This is a genomic window from Alteromonas macleodii ATCC 27126, assembly GCF_000172635.2.
GTDB lineage: Bacteria > Pseudomonadota > Gammaproteobacteria > Enterobacterales > Alteromonadaceae > Alteromonas > Alteromonas macleodii.
Genome location: NC_018632.1, coordinates 1,292,471 through 1,312,053, shown reverse-complemented (window position 1 = coordinate 1,312,053; position 19,583 = coordinate 1,292,471). Strand labels below are relative to the sequence as shown.

Genomic DNA, 19,583 nt, shown 5'->3' with positions numbered 1-19,583 from the left:
TGCTAGTCCGAAATGCTTACGTTTTATTGCGCTTGAATAAGCTGGGCAACAAATCGCTTCGCCTCTTGCCTTGATGGCAGCTCTACATGCCGATACGTATTCGCATGTTTAAAAGCAACGGTTGTTTTATTTATGGAGATATTTGAGATTAACGCACCTGAAATGGCGCTATTAAAGGTAGAGATAGAATCTTGAAATTGCATAGTAAATACTTCTTTATTAATGTTGTTTGTTTTGAATTCCTCGCAGGTTGGGTAAAGAAATCGAAAAACGATAATTAGGCTCTAGCGTGAACATAGCGTTTCAGAAAGAGCCCATTTTTTTGAGGTCACTTCAGAAAAGAGAAGTGACCTTAGATAAGCATAGAGGTTTTATCGAACTACTACGTTAGCAGCTTGAGGACCTTTTTGGCCTTGTTCAACTTCGAAGCTAACTTCTTGGCCTTCTTTCAACGTTTTGAAACCGTCAGAAGCAATTGAACGGAAGTGTACGAATACGTCTTTGCCGCCAGCTTCAGGAGTGATGAAACCAAAACCTTTTTCTTCGTTGAACCACTTAACTGTACCGTTTACAGAATTAGACATAATAAAAACCTTTTAAAAAAATTGATGTAATGGTGGAAACCACCGAATAGCTATAGACATCTCCAAGCTAGTAAAGCAGTTGTATATCTATATAAAACTTCAATTTGAAGGATTTAAAAAAGAGGTACAGCGCAGTATTAGGTAAAGCAAATAACATATCTAGAGCGATGCGAAAGGTACAGGTAATCGCGAGCAATGTCCACTAGTTTTCAGTTTATTTTTTAACCAAAACACAACTTTTTTACAAATTTTTTTGGCGAAGCTGAATACGTATGTTTGTTCAAGGCACTTGAAAGCTAGGTTAACCTTGCTTTTTTGCTATAGGTTTAAATTATGACAGACACGTATGCGTTAGAAGGTAAAACAGCCATTGTTACTGGAGGCGGAAAAGGGCTAGGTAAAACTCTCGCTCGATTTCTACTAGAAGCAGGAATGAACGTGGCCATTTGTGGGCGCACTGAAACTGCGGTTAAGCAGACTGTAGAGCAGTTCGACGCCTTATTCCCAGGTAATGTCTTTGGCCAAGTTTGTGATGTATCGAAAAGCGCTGATGTTGCCAGTTTTGTTAGAAAAGTCAAAGATAAATTTGGCGAGCTACACGTCCTAATTAATAACAGTGGCTTTGGTAAGGAGACCCTTATTTGGGAAACCTCAGAGAAAGCGTGGGACGAAGTAATGGATACTAACGTAAAAGGGACTTTTCTCATGTGTAAAGAGGTCGTGCCTCACATGATTAACAACAAGGAAGGCTACATTATCAATATCGCTTCTCAGGCGGCATTGAACGGCTATGCCAATGCAGGCGTTTACTGTGCATCAAAATTTGCGATGGTGGGGCTTGGAAAAGCGTTGCAAGAAGAGGTTCGCCCCTACGGTATTCACGTCCATTCCCTAAACCCTGCACTGATACAGTCGCAGAAAGCAGAAACAGAGAAAGTGGACGATGGCCTAATTCAAAATGAAGACTTAGGCAACATGGTGGTTTACCTATTGAGCCAACCTCGCCGTCTTAAAATTGATAATATCGGCCTATGGGGCTATTAATACCAGTCCGCATAGATAATTACCCACTCAGCGAGACTTAAAATGTTCGTAATCGCGGCGTGTTACCGCAGGTATAGTACGGTTAACTAGAATTGTAATATTGTCTTAAAGCGTTAACATTTCCTAATTAACATAAAAGCGTGTTGTTTGCGTTTACTCAAATAAAGTACTCATCGTATTTATGTGTACAAAAAGTAACAGCCAACACGCAATCACAGTGCAGTGTGCCATCGAGTAATTCCGATGGTTCAAAATAGGAATCTCTTATGCGAATGCTTCACACCATGCTTCGAGTTGAAAACTTAGAGGCCTCTCTTCACTTTTATACCTCACTCATGGGCATGCGCCTTCTTCGCCAGTCTGAAAACAAAGAGTATGAATACACGCTAGCTTTCGTGGGATATGGCGATGAAACCGAGAGTACCGTCTTAGAACTTACCTACAACTGGGGCGACAACACCTACGATAAGGGTAACGCATATGGTCATATTGCGATTGAGGTCGATGATATCTATCAGTTTTGTGAAAACTTAGAAACAAACGGCGCTGATGTATATCGTAAACCGGGGCCAGTAAAAGGCGGCTCCACAGTTATTGCTTTTGTTCGCGACCCCGATGGATATGCAATAGAACTCATACAAAATAAATCGATTTCGCTATGAAATGGCTCAAAAACAAGAACTGAAGATGCAGCCAGCGTAGTCAAAGCGATTTGAACGCTTAAGTCGCCAAACTATCAATTTAAAAACGTGCGGCACTGGAAAAAAACGATGAAAAACCACATGGAGTGACACGACATGCTACGTAACCGCTTATTATTTTCGCAAGATGATAAAAACAAAAGCCAAGCTAGAACAGCGATATGTCGGAAGCCTCGAGCAGCGCACAATATAGGCTTGCGCAGTCAGCCAAAAGCAAAACTGGCCGCTATTCTGCCAGCGTTGTTTATCGCTTTTACCGGTGCAGTTGCTGCTGGCAGTGCGTTTTCGGCCATGGCTGCAAATAACGAGAGTGCGCAAACACACGCTGACACAAAAGAAAATGTTGAAACGCACTTTACCGTGATAGCCCATCGCGGCGCGTCGGGCTATTTACCTGAGCATACCCTCGAAGCTGCTACCCTCGCCTTTTCTCTGGGCCCTGATTTTATTGAGCAAGATGTTGTTATCACCAAAGACGACATACCCGTTGTGCTACACGACATCCACTTAGAAACGGTCACCAATGTAGAAGATGTGTTTCCTGCACGCCACCGCGATGACGGACGCTATTACGCGCGTGATTTTACTCTTGAAGAACTGCGACAACTGCAGGTACACGAGCGCGCTAACAGTGACGGGAAGCAAGTTTTTAAAGATAGGTACCGCGGCACGCATGCTAATTTTAAAGTTGCCACGTTAAATGAACACTTTGAGCTAATCAGCGAGCTAAATCGCCAATTTGGAACGTCTGTAGGGGTTTATCCTGAAGTAAAGTCCCCTGCCTTTCACATTAAAGAAGGCGTTGATGCCAGTAAAATCGTTGTAGATGCCTTAGATGCTTACGGGTTTGGTGGAGAGAGCGGTAATAGCTACCTGCAATGCTTCGATTTTAACGAAGTTAAGCGCATTCGAGAAACCCTGGGCTATAAAGGCAAAGTTGTGATGCTGATCGGCGAAAACGACTGGGGCGAAAGCGACACAGATTATAACTGGCTGCGCACTCAGGAAGGCATGCAGCAGGTTGCGTTATATACCGATGGCATAGGCCCTTGGTTAGGCCATTTACTCGATAATGAAGCGATGACTCAAGGAAAAATAGAAGCCGCGGCATGGATTGCCTACGCCCACGAAAATAACCTGACAATCCACCCCTACACCTACCGACATGATGCACTACCAGCAGGTATGAGTTCAGAACAAGTCTTGGAAGTTTTAGACAAGGTGGTAGGTGCTGACGGTGTTTTCACCGATCATTTAGTACCGGTATTAAGGTGGCGAGAAAAATTAAACTAACGCATTTTAAAGCGAGTGTAGGCGCGACAATTAGCGCCTAGGATTTTGAAAGTCGCACCACCACGCGTCTATTTTGGGCACGGCTTTCTCGCGTATCGTTTGGCGCAATATGGCGTTTCTCACCGTGGCCTGTTAACTGAATTCGATCTTCAGGTACACCTAGCGTAGTCAAATAGCTTTTTACTTCGTTAGCACGTCGAATAGACAACTGTTCATTATTATAGCGACCGCCGTAGCTATCGGTGTAACCATCAAGAAGCACAAGCTCAAGCTCGCCGTCTTCTTTTAAGTATTCACCTATCATGGTTAAGCGCTTCTGCGAATATTTGGTTAGCTCTGTACTGTTGTTTTGATACGACAATACCGTGTAGGCAATGTCATCAAAACCGAAGGGCAATAAGTTCGATACACACTTCACAAATTCACGATACACACCAGAGAAGTTGCTAGCGTTTAATGCCACACTCACTTGGTCGTATTTGTTATACCAATCTTGGTAATAGATTGTGGGCCAAAAGCCTTTTTCTAATTCAGACAACATAGTCCAAGCCGCATCCTGCGGAAGGTCGCCATTGTACTGTTTACGAATAGACATGTCGGCAATGGTTTTAGGCGCAACGCCGGGCATCCATTTAGGTGGTACAGAATAAACAGCAGCCATATCAAATTTGCTTGGCAGCAAATACATGTCCAGTTCAAATTCCATATTAAGCTGCTTCGACGCTGAGCTCGTGAACATGGCTTCGCCATAACCGGGTAGTTCGTGGTTCAAGGTACACTGAAGTCGGGTGTCTTTGTCTATTCGCCAGTTGGAGCTTTCTATGGTTGCAGAATATTGCCGCATGGCAGCGTGGGAAGACAATGACCCCAGCATCCCCAATAAAGCGATGTATTTTAATTTCGACACCATTTCGACACCATAACGAAAATCAGACTAACACAGGTAAAAGACAACACTACGTGCACAAATTACCGAACATAATGAATCAAATTAGCTCACACAAAAAGAAGAAATGTGCCTAATGATTTTTCACGCTTAATTTGATTATCGTCCAAATTGTAGAAAAGTTTAGCGTTTAATACCATTCGCGTTTTGTACTTTTGCTAGCCCCCTGATTTAACAGTTTATAAATTGCAACTGGCAACTCGAGAGTATCCTTGCGATAATTCTTTTACGCAATATGCTTCGCAGGTTGGTACGCATTTTAGTCACCAACCAATTAACGCAATCGAGTCTTACAAGAGTGTTTATGTCTGCCAACCCGCCCCTTCTCTCCCAGCGCTTTCGAGGTTACTTTCCCGTTGTTATCGACGTTGAAACAGCCGGATTTAATGCAGGCACTGACGCCCTGTTAGAATTAGCCGCGGTAACGGTGAAAATGGATGAAAACGGTATACTTCATCCTGATCAAACTTTTCATTATCACATTGACCCCTTTGAGGGCGCTAACCTAGAGCCAGCAGCCTTAGAATTTAATGGCATCGATCCTAATTGTGCATTGCGAGGGGCTATTGAAGAAAGCGAAGCCATGAAGGACTTATGTAAAGGCATCCGCAAGGCGCAAAAAAATGCAGACTGCCAACGTTCAGTTATTGTTGCTCACAATGCAACGTTCGATCAGAGTTTCGTCAATGCCGCGATAGAACGCTGCAATATAAAACGCACGCCGTTCCATCCGTTTGTTTCATTTGACACCACCAGCCTTGCTGGATTGGCCTTAGGCCAAACGGTTTTGGTAAAAGCATGCCGTGCAGCGGGGATTGCATTTGACCAAAGTGAAGCGCACAGTGCGCTGTATGACGCCCAAAAGACCACCGAGCTATTTTGCTATATGGTAAATCGCTATAAAGCGCTAGGCGGATGGCCTGTAGAAAATAAAGAGTAGTTTTATTCAAACTGATATAAACAAAAACAGCGCCAAAAGGCGCTGTTTTTTTATAATCTTTAAACAGTTTAGCTTATAGCTTGTCTGCTTCTTCAGATAGGTACTTAGCAACACCTTCAGGCGACGCATCCATACCTGCTTTACCTTCAGTCCAACCCGCTGGGCAAACTTCACCATGCTCTTGGTGGAATGCTAGTGCATCAACCATGCGTAGCATTTCATCAACGTTACGGCCAAGTGGAAGGTCATTGATTACCTGATGACGTACCATACCTTCTTCGTCGATTAGGAATGAACCACGGAACGCAACGCCATCTTCTGGGTGCTCAACATCGTATGCCTGGCAGATGTCGTGCTTAACGTCAGCAACAAGGGTGTACTTAACCGGACCAATACCACCTTGATTTACCGGAGTGTTTCTCCACGCATTGTGTGAGAACTGAGAGTCGATTGAAACACCGATCACTTCAACACCACGCTTTTTGAACTCGTCGAAACGCTTGTCAAAGGCGATAAGCTCTGACGGGCAAACAAACGTAAAATCTAGTGGGTAGAAGAATACAACAGCTTTCTTGCCCTTGATTGCTTCACTTAGTGTGAAAGTGTCAACAATTTCACCACTACCAAGTACCGCTGCTGCAGTAAAGTCAGGTGCTGGACGGCCAACTAATACACTCATGAGTCTCTCCATTTATATTTGGATTGTAATAATAGAAGTGATTACGTTGCGTAACCACTTTGATAAGAAATTTCCTTCAAAGAAAATAGGTACGAATATGGAAATAACAATATTAAACAACGAGTTTTTTTACTGATCATACCAATAACCGCTTAACATCACCCCACACTGTTCAGTCTTTCTTCAATTACCTTGTATTAAATTTGTCATTATCCACTTGCTAAAGCAAAGAATAACAATTATTATCATTTACAGATTCATTTGGAGTACGTTTAATGTTTGTTTGCATGTGCTATGGGGTAACTGATAAAAGCATTCGCGCAGCGGTTGAAGAAAACGGTGTGGGAAATATGCGAGAGTTACGTCAACATTTAGAGCTTGGCTCACAATGCGGTAAGTGCATCAACATGGCGCAACAGATCATTGACCAAACTATCGTCGATGAGTCCCTATTCAAAGACGTTGGCTAGGCAATTAGCCAACTCGCGTATTCTTAACACGCAACGTCATCGCTCTTAGCATCCTTGGCTAGACTTTAAACACCATATTTATTATCACGATTATTCCTTTAAGTGACCTAAGTCATATTCTAGTTCAATTACCTAAGTAACATTCACATCGTCACCTAAAACGATAGGTTGTTGTCCTTTCAAACTCAGAGCTAGGCTCATTTTCTTACTTTCAATGAGTGCAGCGCGCCATTTAACTACGTAGCTTTGCTGAAGCACGCCCTAGTTAAAGGTGTACTCAATGCCTGCATAATAGAAAGCCCCATTGATACCGCTAGGCGATGTAGGTGGGTAGAGTGCGCCAACTTCACCTTGAAAAGGGTTTTCATTAGGCAGCGAATCAAACAGATTTTGGGCGCCGAGGGTAACTTGTGTTTGAGGCAGTACTTTCCATGCAACTTGGGCATCGAATGTGGTTAACGCATTGCCGTATATGTCCATCCCTGCGGACGCATCAAGATGGTCTTCATAAAACTCACCGTAATAGTTCAGTCGCCAAGTAAATGCCCAATTTCCTTTCGATTGCTCCAGCGTGATACTGCCTCGATGAGCAGGCAAGTTATCTTCCAGCATGCGAATTCTTGCCTGTGTTAGATTAGGTAGAAGCCGTATTTCGTCCCCCACTTGCGCAGGATAAAGTGTAACCCGCTCTACTTGTGTGTCTGTCCAGTTGAAGGCAAGAAGTAAAGAATTTGACCAATCAGCTAGCGCAAAATTGTAGTTAACAACTAAATCAACACCCTGAGTTTTTGTGTCAAAGTCATTAGTAAAATACTTTGCAGCATTATATTTCGCCGCATCTGGACGCCCTTGGGCAATAAGCGCACTAATGTCGTCGTCGGTTAACGGAATTGCAGATGTCGTACTAATACGATCAGAAAGGCGAATATTGAAATAGTCGAGCGTTGCAAAAAAGTTCTCGCTTGCCTGCATAACTAGCCCAAGGCTAAAGTTCACCGATTCTTCAGGCGTCAGTGGAGTTGCGCCTAGTTGCAGTGAGATAAGATCAGTTGGAGGCAGCGTTGCTTGGTCTTCCAAACCGTTAACACCGTAGGCGGTAGTTACGTTGATAACATTACTCTGCCCTACTGTTGGCGCCTTAAAACCGGTGTTTACAGATCCGCGTAATGCAAAAATATCATTTAGTTTATAGCGAGTACTCAATTTCCCATCGAATGTCGAGCCGAAATCACTGAAATGCTCTACACGAGTGGCCACGCCAAACTGCCATGCTTCGGTAACATAAAATTCCAAATCGGCGTACACAGCCCAATTGCTTCTGCTCCAGTGCCCAGCACTTTGAGGCTGATACCCCGGAAAACCGTTGGAACCGATGGAAAAGCCTTGGTTCAACCCAAGTGGCGGCTCTAGAGCGAAAGGGCCTGCAATATATGACGCTTCATCGCCGGACTTTTGAAAATAGGTTTCTTTGCGCCATTCTAAGCCCACGGCAATGCTAACCGGATCGTCGAAAATAGTTTGAATGAGTTTGTTAAAATCTAAGTTAAGCGTTCGCTCTACTTGCGACACACCACCGGGCGAAAACGACGTTGGCGTTTGTGGCCCTAACGATGGATTAACCGTATTGGAGATGGTGTACTCAATGTCACTGTAGCCCAATGTCGCACTGGCATCCATCGCCCAGCCATTAGGTAACTCATGTTTAACGCCCATCGCAACAGAAGCATCCGTTATCGTGCCCCCAAATTTTGGTGTGAAACCGCCAGGGAACCACTCGTTGAAAGCAAAACAGTTGGCACCAAGCGCCGTTGTGTTATCTGCAATAAGTTGATACGAGGGGTCCAGCAATACACTATTGCTGGACAAGGTTATAGAAGGGCAAGCAATTCCACTTTCCAGCCCGTCGAGATCGGCTACAATCAAACGACTTTCCCCTGTATTTGGGTCGGTACGGCTGAACACCCCTTCTCGGGTTTGCGGATTTCGAAAGTAAAAACCACCGTTTATTTCTCTTCTTGCTGCAGTGGCAAAGCTGTAAAATTGTGATTTAGACGAAATGTCTGCGCCTGCATTTAGCGCAAGTTTAATATCTTCGTTAACATCAAGCGCTCCCCATACTTGGGACGGTGACGCGATGAACACATTCCCTTGGTCAATCAAGTTCTGCGCATCAACCCGCTGTACAGAGCGCGACGTGCCATTTTGCTGACGATACTCTGCCGTTGCATTTAAAAAGCCGTTTTCTCCAATAGCAAAGCCCTTATTCAACTGCACTTGAAACAGTTCGCCGTCGCCTTCACTGTATCCGCCAACCTTCAGCGCAACATGCCCTCCTTCACGAGCATCCTTAAGTACGAAGTTAATCACGCCTGCAATGGCGTCTGAGCCATACTGGGCTGCTGCACCATCTCGCAATACTTCGACTTGCTTTAACGCATAGGCAGGAATAACCGATATATCAGGCCCTTGTGCACCGTCAGATAAACCTCCGCCTAAAAACGTGATTACCGCAGAGCGATGGCGTCGCTTTCCGTTAAGCAACAAAAGCGTGTGATCCGAGGACATTCCTCTAAGGTTCGCCGGCCTTACCAGGCTACTGGCATCATTGATGGGCTGATCGTTTACGTTCAACGAAGGAACCATCACGCTTAACATAGAAAGCACGTCTGAATTTCCCTGTGAGTTGAGGGTTTCAGAACCAATCACATCCAAAGGAACTGGTGAGTCAACAGCACTTCGAGGCGAGTTACGAGTACCGACGACCGCAATTTTTTCAAGTCCATTGCCTCCCTCGTCTGTTTTCTTTTCGGTATCTTGTGGCTGTGTTTCCTTCGCCACTAACGATGAACGAGAACGAATACTTACCGCACCGCTTTCATCAGTCACTACCGCCAATTCTGTTCCTTCAAGAAGCTGTGCCAGCGCTTCATTCAGTGTGAACGTACCTTCCAATGCGTTTGTTTTCACTTTTTTTGCTAAATCAAAAGGAAAAAGCAATGTGGTATTTGCCTGTTTAGCTAGTTCGGTTAGCGCTTCATTAGCATTTTGTGCGGGTATTGAAAAGCTGTAAGCACCCAATTTTGGTTCGGTTTGGTCGGGTGATTGCGAAGGGCTGTCTGTTTGTGCATGAAGCGTTGGCGCTGGTGCTATGAAAAGAAAAAAGCCGGACGCTATGTGTAGTGCCGAGAGGGACAAAATACGGGAGAATTTGCACATTCTTTTTTGCGAAAGGCATTGGGCCGAACACGCGAGGGCATGCAGCTTTTCTATTGCCTTTTTGGTTTGCCTGCTTATCGCAAAATTGCTGTATTGCAAGATATAAAATCGATGTGCTTATTATTTTAATTATATTGTCACATTAAAGAAATTGATGCCAACTACGAATAGTAGAAAGCACCTATCTTTCAGAAATATTTAACTTTTCGCTAGCTTAAGCTCAATACTTGTTTCTGTGACTTTCTCGTAATTGATATTAAAGCTGCTCTTAAGTGCTGACAACAGACCGTCTATATCGCCTACCTTAAAGTAGCCCGCTACACGTCGCTTGCGCAGACTTTCATCCGAAATGTTAAAGCGAACGGGTGTATAGCGCCCAATCTCAGCTAATACGGCCTCTAGCGGTTCACCTTTAAATACAATCATACCTTGTTGCCACGCTAAATCGTCGTCAATGTCATTTTGAGACATGCTTTCACGGGCTTCCACTTTACCTTGCACTGTTGCTTTTTCACCTGCGAACATGAGAAGTCCTTCTTCAGCAACAGGACGTTTCGTGAAGAGCGACTCATTTGAGGATGAAGCCTTAAAGCGATCTTTCACCAATACCTTTCCGTCGGTCACCACTAACTCAAACGCATTATCATCCACATATTGCATATTAAAAGCAGTTCCAACAGCGGTAACGGTGTTGTTGCCTGCAGTTACAGAGAACGGGCGAGACGTGTCGTGAGCCACTTCAAAGTGTGCCTCCCCTTTCAATAAAACGATATTGCGCGCCGTTGATGAGAAGTCTACGGTAACGACAGAGTTTGTATTTAGATGAAGTTTAGAGCCATCGGCTAGCGTCACGTTTTTCTGTTCGCCAACACCGGTTTGTACCTTTTGTGTTACCGCTGCGAATTCAGGGGTGCTATTTAGCCACGTGCGCTGAACCACTACCCCAACAGCAATTGCCATCACTAAAAATGTGGCCGCAATGCCCCAAACCGCTGTTTTAGGCATATTGCGTTTTTTCGACGACTGACGTGAGGTAGGCTGCGGGAATAAACCGCTCAATTCATTTAATACCGACATGTCGTCCCACAAGCTAGCGGCGTCGAGCAAAGCTTGACGATGCGCATTACTTTCCGACAACCAAGCATCTAGCTCCGTCTTTTCGTCACTGTTTAAGCCGCGATCGAGACGGCTTATCCATAAGCATGCTTGCTCTTGGATATCTTCTTTGCTTGAAAACTGGCGAATATTATTCATGTTAACTACGGCTTATGTCCTGAGTCGCGTTAGCAGTGGCACGGGGGGATGCACTGTCCTTTGACAGCTCGGCTAAGTACCTAGAGCACATCATTAAACCTTTGGCGACATGCTTCTCAACGGTGCTTTCGCTTAGCCCCACAAGCTCTGCAATCTCTTTTTGTCGCATGCCATATACTTTTTTCAGCAAAAATACGCGTTTTACATCAGCAGACAGTGTATCTGTCGCTCGGCAAAAATGAATAAAACGCTCTTTGCTTTCTACATTTTTTTCTAAACTGTGCCCTACAAGCTCATAAGGCAAAATATCCATGTCATCGAGCTGCTGCTTATTTTTGTTTTCAGCTTTCGCAACATGGTTCAGCGCTAGATTACGCGCTGTCTTGAGCATATAGGTACGCTCATACTGTATTTCTTGTTTTAACTCTGCTTCGTAGCTTTTAATAAAAGCTTCTTGCACGATGTCTTCAATGTCGTCGGCGCCAACAATAGAACCTACCGCGCGCATTAGCTTTGAGCGGTATTTTAAAAAGGTTTCAGCTACTGTCGACTTTCTCGTCATAATATTAAATGTTGTGTGTTTCGATTTGCTTACATTGGCATCAATAATGCCTGCTTTTTCGTTCTTTTTCACCTAATAAAATAAAAGGGGGCTAATGCCCCCTTAACTTTGAAACATTAAGTGAAAGTTTGGTTTATAGGTAATTGCTTACCTATTAAAAAGTGTAAACACCTCTTAGGTAGTAGAAGCCACCGTTTATACCAATTGGTGATGTTGTCGGATACGCTGAACCTGCAATCTGTGCGTAGGTGATACCACCTGCATCAGTGTTGTTTTCGTCAGGGTATTCATCAAACGCGTTCTTAGCACCAACAGTTACCGTGAACTCTTCAGTGAAGTTATATGCCACTTCAAAGTCGAACGTAATTTCAGAACCTACTTTGTCAATCGGCAATGCAGAGTCTAGGTGATCTTCGAAGATGCTACCGTAGTAGTTCATTCTCGCAAGGAAGCGCCAGTCGCCATTAGTGTGGTTAGCTGTTGCACTGTAACGTACCGCTGGAAGGTTATCTTCTAGCATGCGAATACGGAAATCAGAGATATTATCCGACGCGCGGTCAACTTCTGTCGACGTCCAGTTATATGCAAGTGAGAACTTAGTTTCACCGCCCATCATATCCATCGAATAGTTCGCTACTACGTCTACACCTTCGGTGGTGGTGTCGAAGTCGTTAGTGAAGAAGCTGATTTCAGAGAAGCTAGACGCATCGTTGATACCTTGCTCAAGCAGCGTGGCAATGTCTTCTTCAGTCAGCGCAATACCAGAGGCAGTACTGATACGGTCAGTCAGTTCAATGTTGTAGTAGTCTGCGGTAATGAATAGACCATTATCGAAATCGGCTACCACACCAAACGTGATACTTTCTGACTCTTCAGGCGTTAACTGCTCACCACCTTTAAGTTGAGACACTGGATCTGTCGGAGGCAGTGTTGCACGGTCAATAAGTTCACCACCTGTACCAAACGCGGTAGTTACGTTACGCACGTTGCTTTGACCAAGGTAGGTGCTTTAAAGCCTGTTGAGAACGCACCACGGAAAGCGATGTTCTCAAGTGCTTGCCAACGGAAAGCAATCTTACCTTTCGTTGTGTCACCGAAATCAGAGAAGTCTTCATAACGTAGCGCACCGGCTAACATGAAGTTTTCAGTGATATACGCTTCTGCGTCAATGTACAGTGCGATGTTGTTGCGGGACACACGACCTTGGCTATTGGCCGCCAAGCCAGGGAAACCATTTGAGCCAATGCCAAAGCCTTGTGTCGCCAGCGGACCTATTTCATAAGAGGCAGTATCACCTGCAAAGCTCTCATAACTTTCGTTGCGATATTGGAATCCAGTTGCCACGAATAGTGGTTCATATAAACCAACATCGAACGGCTTAGTGAAATCAATATCAAGGGTTTGCTCAGACTGCGTATAGCGACCTGGGCTAAATTCTGTAGGTGTTTCTGGACCTAAAGACGGGTTGATGGTGTTGCTAATAGCAAAGTCAACTTCGTTTTGGCCAAGGTTCAAGCTCACGTCATAAGTAATATCGTGGTCAAGTTCGCCTTTCGTACCAAAGACAAGCGACATATCTGTAACCGTACCACCGAAACGAGGCGTGAAACCACCTGGCAGCATTTCGTTGAACGCCCAACAGTCAGGGTTGTTCTGAACTTCGTTAATATAACGCGGGTTCTCTAGTACGTTATCACCAACTACGATGTCGGTTGGACAGTTACCTGACATATCACCGGTTAAATCACCAACAAGCAGTAGTTGCTCGCCATCTTCATTTGTACCACCATCGTTCACACCACCACGATTGTGTGGGTTACGGAAGTAGAAACCACCTTCAACCTCACGCTCGGCGTAGTTACCAAACATATAAGCTTCTGAGGTAGCAGAAAGCTCTATACCTGCATTAGCGAAAAGTTTGATGTCGTGTTTGATTTCAGGTGAACCCCAAATTTGCGCAGGATCTGCTACAAAGGTGTTCCCTGCCGCTATCAATGCAGCAGCGTCGGCACGCTGTACACTTCGAGATGTGTCATCTGCAGTACGGTATTCAGCTGAAAGGTTAATAAAGCCTTTATCAGATAGAGGAAGACCTACGTTACCCGACATCTGAATCATGTCGCCGTCGCCTTCGTAGAAAGAGCCGTAACGGGCTTCAAACGAACCACCTTCTGATGCATCGTTAAGTACGAAGTTAATTACACCCGCAATCGCATCAGAACCGTATTGTGCTGCTGCACCATCACGAAGTACTTCCACCTGCTTTAATGCCGCTGCTGGGATAACAGAAATATCAGGACCTTGTGCACCGTCAGAAAGACCACCACCAAGGAAAGTGATAACCGCAGAACGGTGACGACGTTTACCATTTACAAGCACAAGCGTGTGGTCTGATGCCATACCGCGAAGGTTAGCAGGACGAACAAGCGTTGAAGCATCGTTGATCGGCTGGTCGTTTACGTTAAAAGACGGAACAACAGTCTGCATCATAGATACCATATCAGTGGCACCCTGCTGCTTAAACTCTTCGTCAGAAATAATATCAATTGGCACCGCTGAGTCAGCGACCGAGCGAGGCGCTGCACGTGAACCAACTACCGCAATTTGTTCAAAATCTTCGGCCTTAGCACTCTCTTCAGCTTCTTGCGCATAAACAGGTGCAGCGGCCATTACTGAAAACGCAGCTGATGCGGCTAATACGCCACGCACGTTTTTGGTCAATAAAGACAAGGTTGTATTCATGGTGGTTTCCCGGAGTTTCTCTAAGACACCTTCAGCGTTTTAAACACATTAAAAAAATGCTCAGAGTAGTTGTTATTTTTTACCTTCAACACTGACTCATTTGCGGTCAGATGGTGTTTTTTATAGAACGCAAGATATTAAAAAACAAACCTTTTTCGACAAAATAAAAATATTTTTTCACTCCGTAGAGGATTTTAATTTCTGACCTGTCTATATAGTTTTTACGGGAATAAAAGTGCGGGATTTTTGGCGGGTTTTAATAAAAAAAGCCGACTATAAGCCGGCTTTTAAATCGTTTTTACAAACCCAAAGATTTGTACATGGAAACAAGATTTACTCTGCTTCTTTGTACTTTGCAGCCGTTTCTTTAATAAGCGGTTGAAGCTCGTTTTGTTGGAACATTTCAATAATGATATCGCAACCGCCTACAAGCTCACCTTCAACCCATAGTTGCGGGAATGTCGGCCAGTTTGCATATTTTGGTAGTTCTGCGCGGATGTCTGGGTTTTGAAGAATATCTACATAAGCAAATGGTTCGCCACATGACATCAACGCTTGCGATGCTTGTGAAGAAAAGCCACAGCTAGGTAGTTTAGGAGAACCCTTCATATACAATAAAATTGGGTTTTCTTCGATTTGCTGCTTGATTCTATCTAGCGTTGATTGATTTTCAGTATTATCCATTTGATTCCTCTGAGCACAAAAGTGTATTCCCAGTTAGATGGGAATGCATGAATGATTTATCAAGGGAAAGGGTATCATAATTTTATGTTTAATTACTCATAGCTGAATTGATCTTTTCAACCTCTGGATCGTTATCTACCCATACATTGCAATACAAATTAGTGTCACATTTTAACTTTTGAAAAAAAATTCACATTTTTGTCATTGAGTTATAGGACTTTATCCCCACATTTGGGATATGCTTTAGCGTCTAAAGCAGTATATTGAACATAGAATTAATATGCACTTATTGAACAGGCGAAGATAAGTGGGCTTTAGACTACAATACTAAACCAACATGGAGACCGTCATGGCTTTTGAATTACCAGCATTACCATACGAACAAAATGCACTAGAACCGCATATTTCTGCTGAAACGCTTGAGTACCACTATGGCAAGCACCACGCTACTTATGTAACTAAGCTTAACGGCCTAGTTGAAGGTACTGACATGGAAAACAAAAGCCTAGAAGAAATCATCAAATCTTCTGACGGCGGTGTTTTCAATAACGCAGCGCAGGTATGGAACCACACGTTCTACTGGCACTGTCTAAGCCCGAACGGCGGCGGTGAGCCAACAGGCGCGCTAGCAGAAGCTATCAACGCGAAATGGGGCTCATTTGCAGACTTCCAAGCAGCATTTAACGATAAAGCGGTTAACAACTTCGGTTCAAGCTGGACGTGGTTAGTTAAAACTGCAGACGGCAGCCTAGATATCGTTAACACAAGCAACGCGCAAACGCCTATTTCTGGCGACGACCTTACGCCAGTGCTTACTGTTGACCTTTGGGAACACGCTTACTACATCGACTACCGCAATGCGCGTCCTAAGTACCTAGAAAATTTCTGGGCGCTGGTTAACTGGGAATTCGCAAGCAGCAACTTTGCATAAGCCAAAGACTGAAGCGTTAAGCGCCTTGCGCTCTTAACAGCGTAAAGTATCAGTTATAAAAAGCCCCGCTTCCAAGCGGGGCTTTTTTTATGCACTATTGTTCATTAAGTGACACTAAATTCTTATTAAAGTTGCATTTTTCATTAGACGAAAAGATTAAAAACTATACACAATAATTACTATCGTTTTCCCAAATACCTACTAAGCTGAAATTACGGGGTTCCGTATTTAAGGGGTATTCATGGGTATTTTTGAACACTATCAAAGTCGCTATGAAGAGCGAAAACAGGAAGAGTTCACCATTGGGGAGTTCCTTGAAATTTGTAAAGAGGATCAAACCGCTTATGCAAATGCAGCAGAACGTTTGCTACAAGCTATTGGTGAGCCTGAATTAATCGACACTGCCAACGACCCGGCACTTAGCCGCATTTTCTCAAACCGCGTTATTTCTCGTTATCCAGCTTTTTCAGAATTCTATGGCATGGAAGAAGCCATAGAACAAATCGTTTCTTACCTTAAACACGCCGCACAAGGTCTTGAAGAGAAGAAACAAATTCTCTATTTGCTCGGCCCAGTGGGTGGCGGTAAATCGTCTCTGGCAGAGAGACTTAAAGAACTGATGCAGCACGTACCTATTTACATGCTGAAAGGCTCGCCTGTTAACGACCATCCATTCTGTCTGTTTGATGTCAAAGAAGATGGCGACATTTTACAAAAAGAGTACGGCATTCCTAAGCGCTACTTAAAAACCATCATGTCTCCGTGGGCACGCAAACGCCTGCATGAATTCAATGGCGATATTACCCAGTTTAAGGTGGTTCGCGTTTATCCGTCAGTGCTCGACCAGGTGGGTATCGCTAAAACCGAACCCGGTGACGAAAACAACCAAGATATTTCATCTTTGGTGGGTAAAGTTGATATTCGCCGCTTAGAACAATATGCACAAAACGACCCTGATGCTTACAGTTACTCGGGTTCACTATGTAAAGCCAATCAGGGCTTAATGGAATTTGTGGAGATGTTCAAAGCACCGATTAAAGTGCTGCATCCACTATTAACCGCAACACAAGAGGGTAACTACAACCCAACAGAGGGCTTCTCTGCGCTTCCCTTCGATGGGCTTATACTTGCGCATTCAAACGAATCTGAGTGGCAATCGTTTAGAAACAATAAGAATAACGAAGCCTTCCTAGACCGTGTCTATATAGTAAAAGTACCGTACTGTTTGCGAGTACGTGAAGAAATTAAGATCTACAAAAAGTTACTAGACAGCAGCGAGCTTAACGGCGCGCCCTGTGCGCCAGACACGCTAGAGTGTTTAGCGCAGTTTACTGTGTTATCGCGCTTGAAAGAGCCAGAGAACTCCAGTCTATTTTCTAAAATGCGCGTGTATGATGGCGAGAGCCTGAAAGACACCGACCCGAAAGCCAAGTCTTATCAAGAGTACCGCGACTACGCCGGTGTCGATGAAGGCATGGAGGGGTTATCCACCCGCTTTGCATTTAAGATTCTCTCTTGGGTTTTTAACTTCGATCATCAAGAAGTGGCGGCAAACCCAGTCCATTTGTTTTATGTACTGGAGCGTCAAATTGAACGGGAGCAGTTCCCTCAAGAAACCGCTGATAAGTATTTGGAGTTTTTGAAAGGCTACCTCATTCCTCGCTACGTGGAATTCATTGGTAAAGAGATTCAAACGGCTTACTTAGAATCGTATTCTGAATATGGGCAAAACCTGTTTGACCGCTATGTAACCTATGCTGATTTCTGGATCCAAGACCAAGAGTATCGCGACCCAGAAACCGGACAGCTGTTCGACAGAGCGTCACTGAATGCTGAATTAGAAAAAACAGAGAAGCCTGCGGGAATAAGTAATCCGAAAGACTTCCGTAACGAAATCGTTAACTTTGTTTTGAGAGCCCGTGCAAATAACGGCGGCAAAAACCCAGCATGGACCAGTTACGAGAAACTTCGCACCGTGATTGAGAAGAAAATGTTCTCTAACACGGAAGACTTACTGCCGGTTATTTCTTTCAACACCAAAGGCTCTGCAGAGGAGCAGAAAAAACACGACGACTTTGTAAATCGTATGACCGAGAAGGGATATACGCAAAAACAAGTTCGGTTGCTGTGTGAATGGTACCTGCGCGTACGTAAAGCGTCTTAGCGCTAAACGCAAGTGGTGCTGAAGCGCGTGTAATGCGTGCTTCAGCACGGGTATTTGTAGTTCACAACAAGACAAGCAGGTGTGTATGGCGCATTTTATTGACCGAAGGTTAAACAGCAAAGGTAAGAGTACGGTAAACCGCCAGCGCTTTATAAAGCGTTACAAACAGCAGATAAAGCGCGCTGTTTCTGATGCAGTGGGTAAACGTTCTGTTACCGATTTAGATTCTGGCGAGCAAATTAGCATTCCAGCCAGAGATATCTCTGAACCTATTTTTCATACCGGCCGCGGCGGCAGTAGAGATATTGTCCACCCTGGCAACGACCAATTCACAGCGGGTGATAAAATTGATAGACCACCAGGTGGCGGTGGCAAGGGCGCAGGCGAAGGCGACGCCAGCAATGAAGGCGAAGGCCAAGATGAGTTCGTATTTTCTATATCTAAAGACGAATATTTAGACCTACTTTTTGAAGATTTAGCGCTTCCCAACTTAAAGAAAAATCAATTTGATAAAGTCACCCAATACGAAACCTATCGCGCAGGTTATCAGACCGATGGCGTGCCAAGTAATTTAGATATTGTTCGCTCTCTCAAAGGCTCTGTGGCAAGGCGTATTGCCTTAAGCGGAAGTGATAGAAAGAAACTGAGAGAGCTTGAAGAAAAACTTGCACTGCTTATAGAAGACAAGCACGACAATACGTTAGCCATAAATGCATTAAAAGAAGAAATTGAAGCACTTAAAGCCAAAATAGCCCGCGTGCCTTTTATTGATACTTTCGATTTGCGCTTTAAGAACTATGACAAGCGTCCGCTTCCCTCAAGCAAAGCCGTAATGTTTTGCTTAATGGATGTATCTGGCTCTATGGACCAAGCCACCAAAGACATGGCTAAACGGTTTTATATCTTGCTGTATCTCTTTTTGACGCGCACCTACGAAAATGTAGACGTGGTGTACATTCGTCATCACACGCAAGCTAAGGAAGTGGACGAGCACGAGTTTTTCTACTCTCAAGAAACCGGCGGCACTATTGTTTCAAGTGCATTGAAGCTAATGGATGAAGTCGTTCGCGAGCGCTACAGCGATGGAAACTGGAATATCTATGCAGCACAAGCGTCAGATGGCGATAACTGGGCTGATGACTCGCCACAGTGTCGTGACTTGCTTACCGCTAAACTGCTACCCGCAACCCGGTATTATGCCTATATCGAGATAACCGAGAGGCAGCACCAAAGTTTGTGGCGAGAATACGAGAAAGTGGCCGCCACTCACGACAACTTTGTATGTAAGCACATACAAACACAGGCCGACATCTATCCTGTGTTCAGAGAGCTATTCAAACGCTCTGAACAAGATGCGCAGCAAGGAGCCTAAT

General features: G+C 44.3%; 16 protein-coding genes and 1 pseudogene. 8 read left to right on the top strand and 9 right to left on the bottom strand.

The window, feature by feature from the left end:
• Nucleotides 1-23 precede the first annotated feature (23 nt).
• On the bottom strand, nucleotides 24-203 hold the full coding sequence (locus MASE_RS05595; RefSeq protein ID WP_014948777.1) for a hypothetical protein: 180 nt from the start codon (nucleotides 201-203) through the stop codon (nucleotides 24-26).
• 168 nt (nucleotides 204-371) lie between these two features.
• Nucleotides 372-584, bottom strand: coding sequence for a transcription antiterminator/RNA stability regulator CspE (gene cspE, locus MASE_RS05590; protein ID WP_014948776.1), 213 nt, complete (start codon nucleotides 582-584; stop codon nucleotides 372-374).
• 333 nt (nucleotides 585-917) lie between these two features.
• Between cspE and MASE_RS05585 the strand changes: the two genes are divergently transcribed.
• The 3 genes from MASE_RS05585 (at nucleotide 918) to glpQ (ending at nucleotide 3,622) form a co-directional block, all read left to right on the top strand.
• Nucleotides 918-1,628, top strand: coding sequence for an SDR family oxidoreductase (locus MASE_RS05585; RefSeq protein WP_014948775.1), 711 nt, complete (start codon nucleotides 918-920; stop codon nucleotides 1,626-1,628).
• A gap of 266 nt (nucleotides 1,629-1,894) precedes the next feature.
• Entirely contained in the window at nucleotides 1,895-2,290 is a 396-nt protein-coding gene (gloA, locus tag MASE_RS05580; protein ID WP_014948774.1) for a lactoylglutathione lyase, read from the top strand.
• A gap of 135 nt (nucleotides 2,291-2,425) precedes the next feature.
• Nucleotides 2,426-3,622 carry a glycerophosphodiester phosphodiesterase gene (gene glpQ / locus MASE_RS05575; RefSeq protein WP_014948773.1) on the top strand — a complete coding sequence of 399 codons (1,197 nt, stop codon included), beginning with the start codon at nucleotides 2,426-2,428 and terminating at the stop codon, nucleotides 3,620-3,622.
• A 37-nt stretch (nucleotides 3,623-3,659) separates the two neighbouring features.
• On the opposite strand, the gene MASE_RS05570 is transcribed toward glpQ, so the two are convergent.
• Nucleotides 3,660-4,532, bottom strand: coding sequence for a flagellar protein MotY (locus tag MASE_RS05570; RefSeq protein WP_014948772.1), 873 nt, complete (start codon nucleotides 4,530-4,532; stop codon nucleotides 3,660-3,662).
• A gap of 340 nt (nucleotides 4,533-4,872) precedes the next feature.
• Between MASE_RS05570 and rnt the strand changes: the two genes are divergently transcribed.
• Nucleotides 4,873-5,508, top strand: a complete 636-nt coding sequence (rnt, locus tag MASE_RS05565) for a ribonuclease T (protein WP_014948771.1) — start codon at nucleotides 4,873-4,875, stop codon at nucleotides 5,506-5,508.
• A 73-nt stretch (nucleotides 5,509-5,581) separates the two neighbouring features.
• Here the strand turns inward: rnt and MASE_RS05560 are convergent, their stop codons facing one another.
• Entirely contained in the window at nucleotides 5,582-6,187 is a 606-nt protein-coding gene (locus MASE_RS05560; RefSeq protein ID WP_014948770.1) for a peroxiredoxin, read from the bottom strand.
• A gap of 275 nt (nucleotides 6,188-6,462) precedes the next feature.
• Between MASE_RS05560 and MASE_RS05555 the strand changes: the two genes are divergently transcribed.
• On the top strand, nucleotides 6,463-6,657 hold the full coding sequence (locus MASE_RS05555; RefSeq protein ID WP_014948769.1) for a bacterioferritin-associated ferredoxin: 195 nt from the start codon (nucleotides 6,463-6,465) through the stop codon (nucleotides 6,655-6,657).
• Between the two features lie 261 nt (nucleotides 6,658-6,918).
• Here the strand turns inward: MASE_RS05555 and MASE_RS05550 are convergent, their stop codons facing one another.
• The 5 genes and pseudogenes from MASE_RS05550 to MASE_RS05530 form a co-directional block, all read right to left on the bottom strand.
• Nucleotides 6,919-9,852 carry a TonB-dependent receptor gene (locus MASE_RS05550; protein WP_014948768.1) on the bottom strand — a complete coding sequence of 978 codons (2,934 nt, stop codon included), beginning with the start codon at nucleotides 9,850-9,852 and terminating at the stop codon, nucleotides 6,919-6,921.
• 219 nt (nucleotides 9,853-10,071) lie between these two features.
• Entirely contained in the window at nucleotides 10,072-11,127 is a 1,056-nt protein-coding gene (locus MASE_RS05545; RefSeq protein ID WP_014948767.1) for a FecR family protein, read from the bottom strand.
• Nucleotide 11,128: 1 nt separating this feature from the next.
• A complete protein-coding gene (locus MASE_RS05540) occupies nucleotides 11,129-11,761 on the bottom strand; it encodes an RNA polymerase sigma factor (protein ID WP_014948766.1) in 633 nt (210 codons plus the stop codon).
• Nucleotides 11,762-11,843: 82 nt separating this feature from the next.
• A pseudogene (locus MASE_RS05535) lies at nucleotides 11,844-14,431 on the bottom strand (TonB-dependent receptor plug domain-containing protein).
• Between the two features lie 333 nt (nucleotides 14,432-14,764).
• Entirely contained in the window at nucleotides 14,765-15,115 is a 351-nt protein-coding gene (locus tag MASE_RS05530) for a Grx4 family monothiol glutaredoxin (RefSeq protein WP_014948765.1), read from the bottom strand.
• Nucleotides 15,116-15,464: 349 nt separating this feature from the next.
• On the opposite strand from MASE_RS05530, the gene sodB reads away from it, so the two are divergent.
• The 3 genes from sodB (at nucleotide 15,465) to MASE_RS05515 (ending at nucleotide 19,582) form a co-directional block, all read left to right on the top strand.
• Nucleotides 15,465-16,046: a superoxide dismutase [Fe] gene (sodB, locus tag MASE_RS05525; protein WP_014948764.1), complete on the top strand. Its 582-nt coding sequence runs from the start codon at nucleotides 15,465-15,467 to the stop codon at nucleotides 16,044-16,046.
• 241 nt (nucleotides 16,047-16,287) lie between these two features.
• Complete coding sequence (locus MASE_RS05520) at nucleotides 16,288-18,210, top strand: PrkA family serine protein kinase (protein ID WP_014948763.1); 1,923 nt, start codon at nucleotides 16,288-16,290, stop codon at nucleotides 18,208-18,210.
• Nucleotides 18,211-18,295: 85 nt separating this feature from the next.
• Nucleotides 18,296-19,582, top strand: a complete 1,287-nt coding sequence (locus MASE_RS05515; protein WP_014948762.1) for a YeaH/YhbH family protein — start codon at nucleotides 18,296-18,298, stop codon at nucleotides 19,580-19,582.
• Nucleotide 19,583 lies beyond the last annotated feature (1 nt).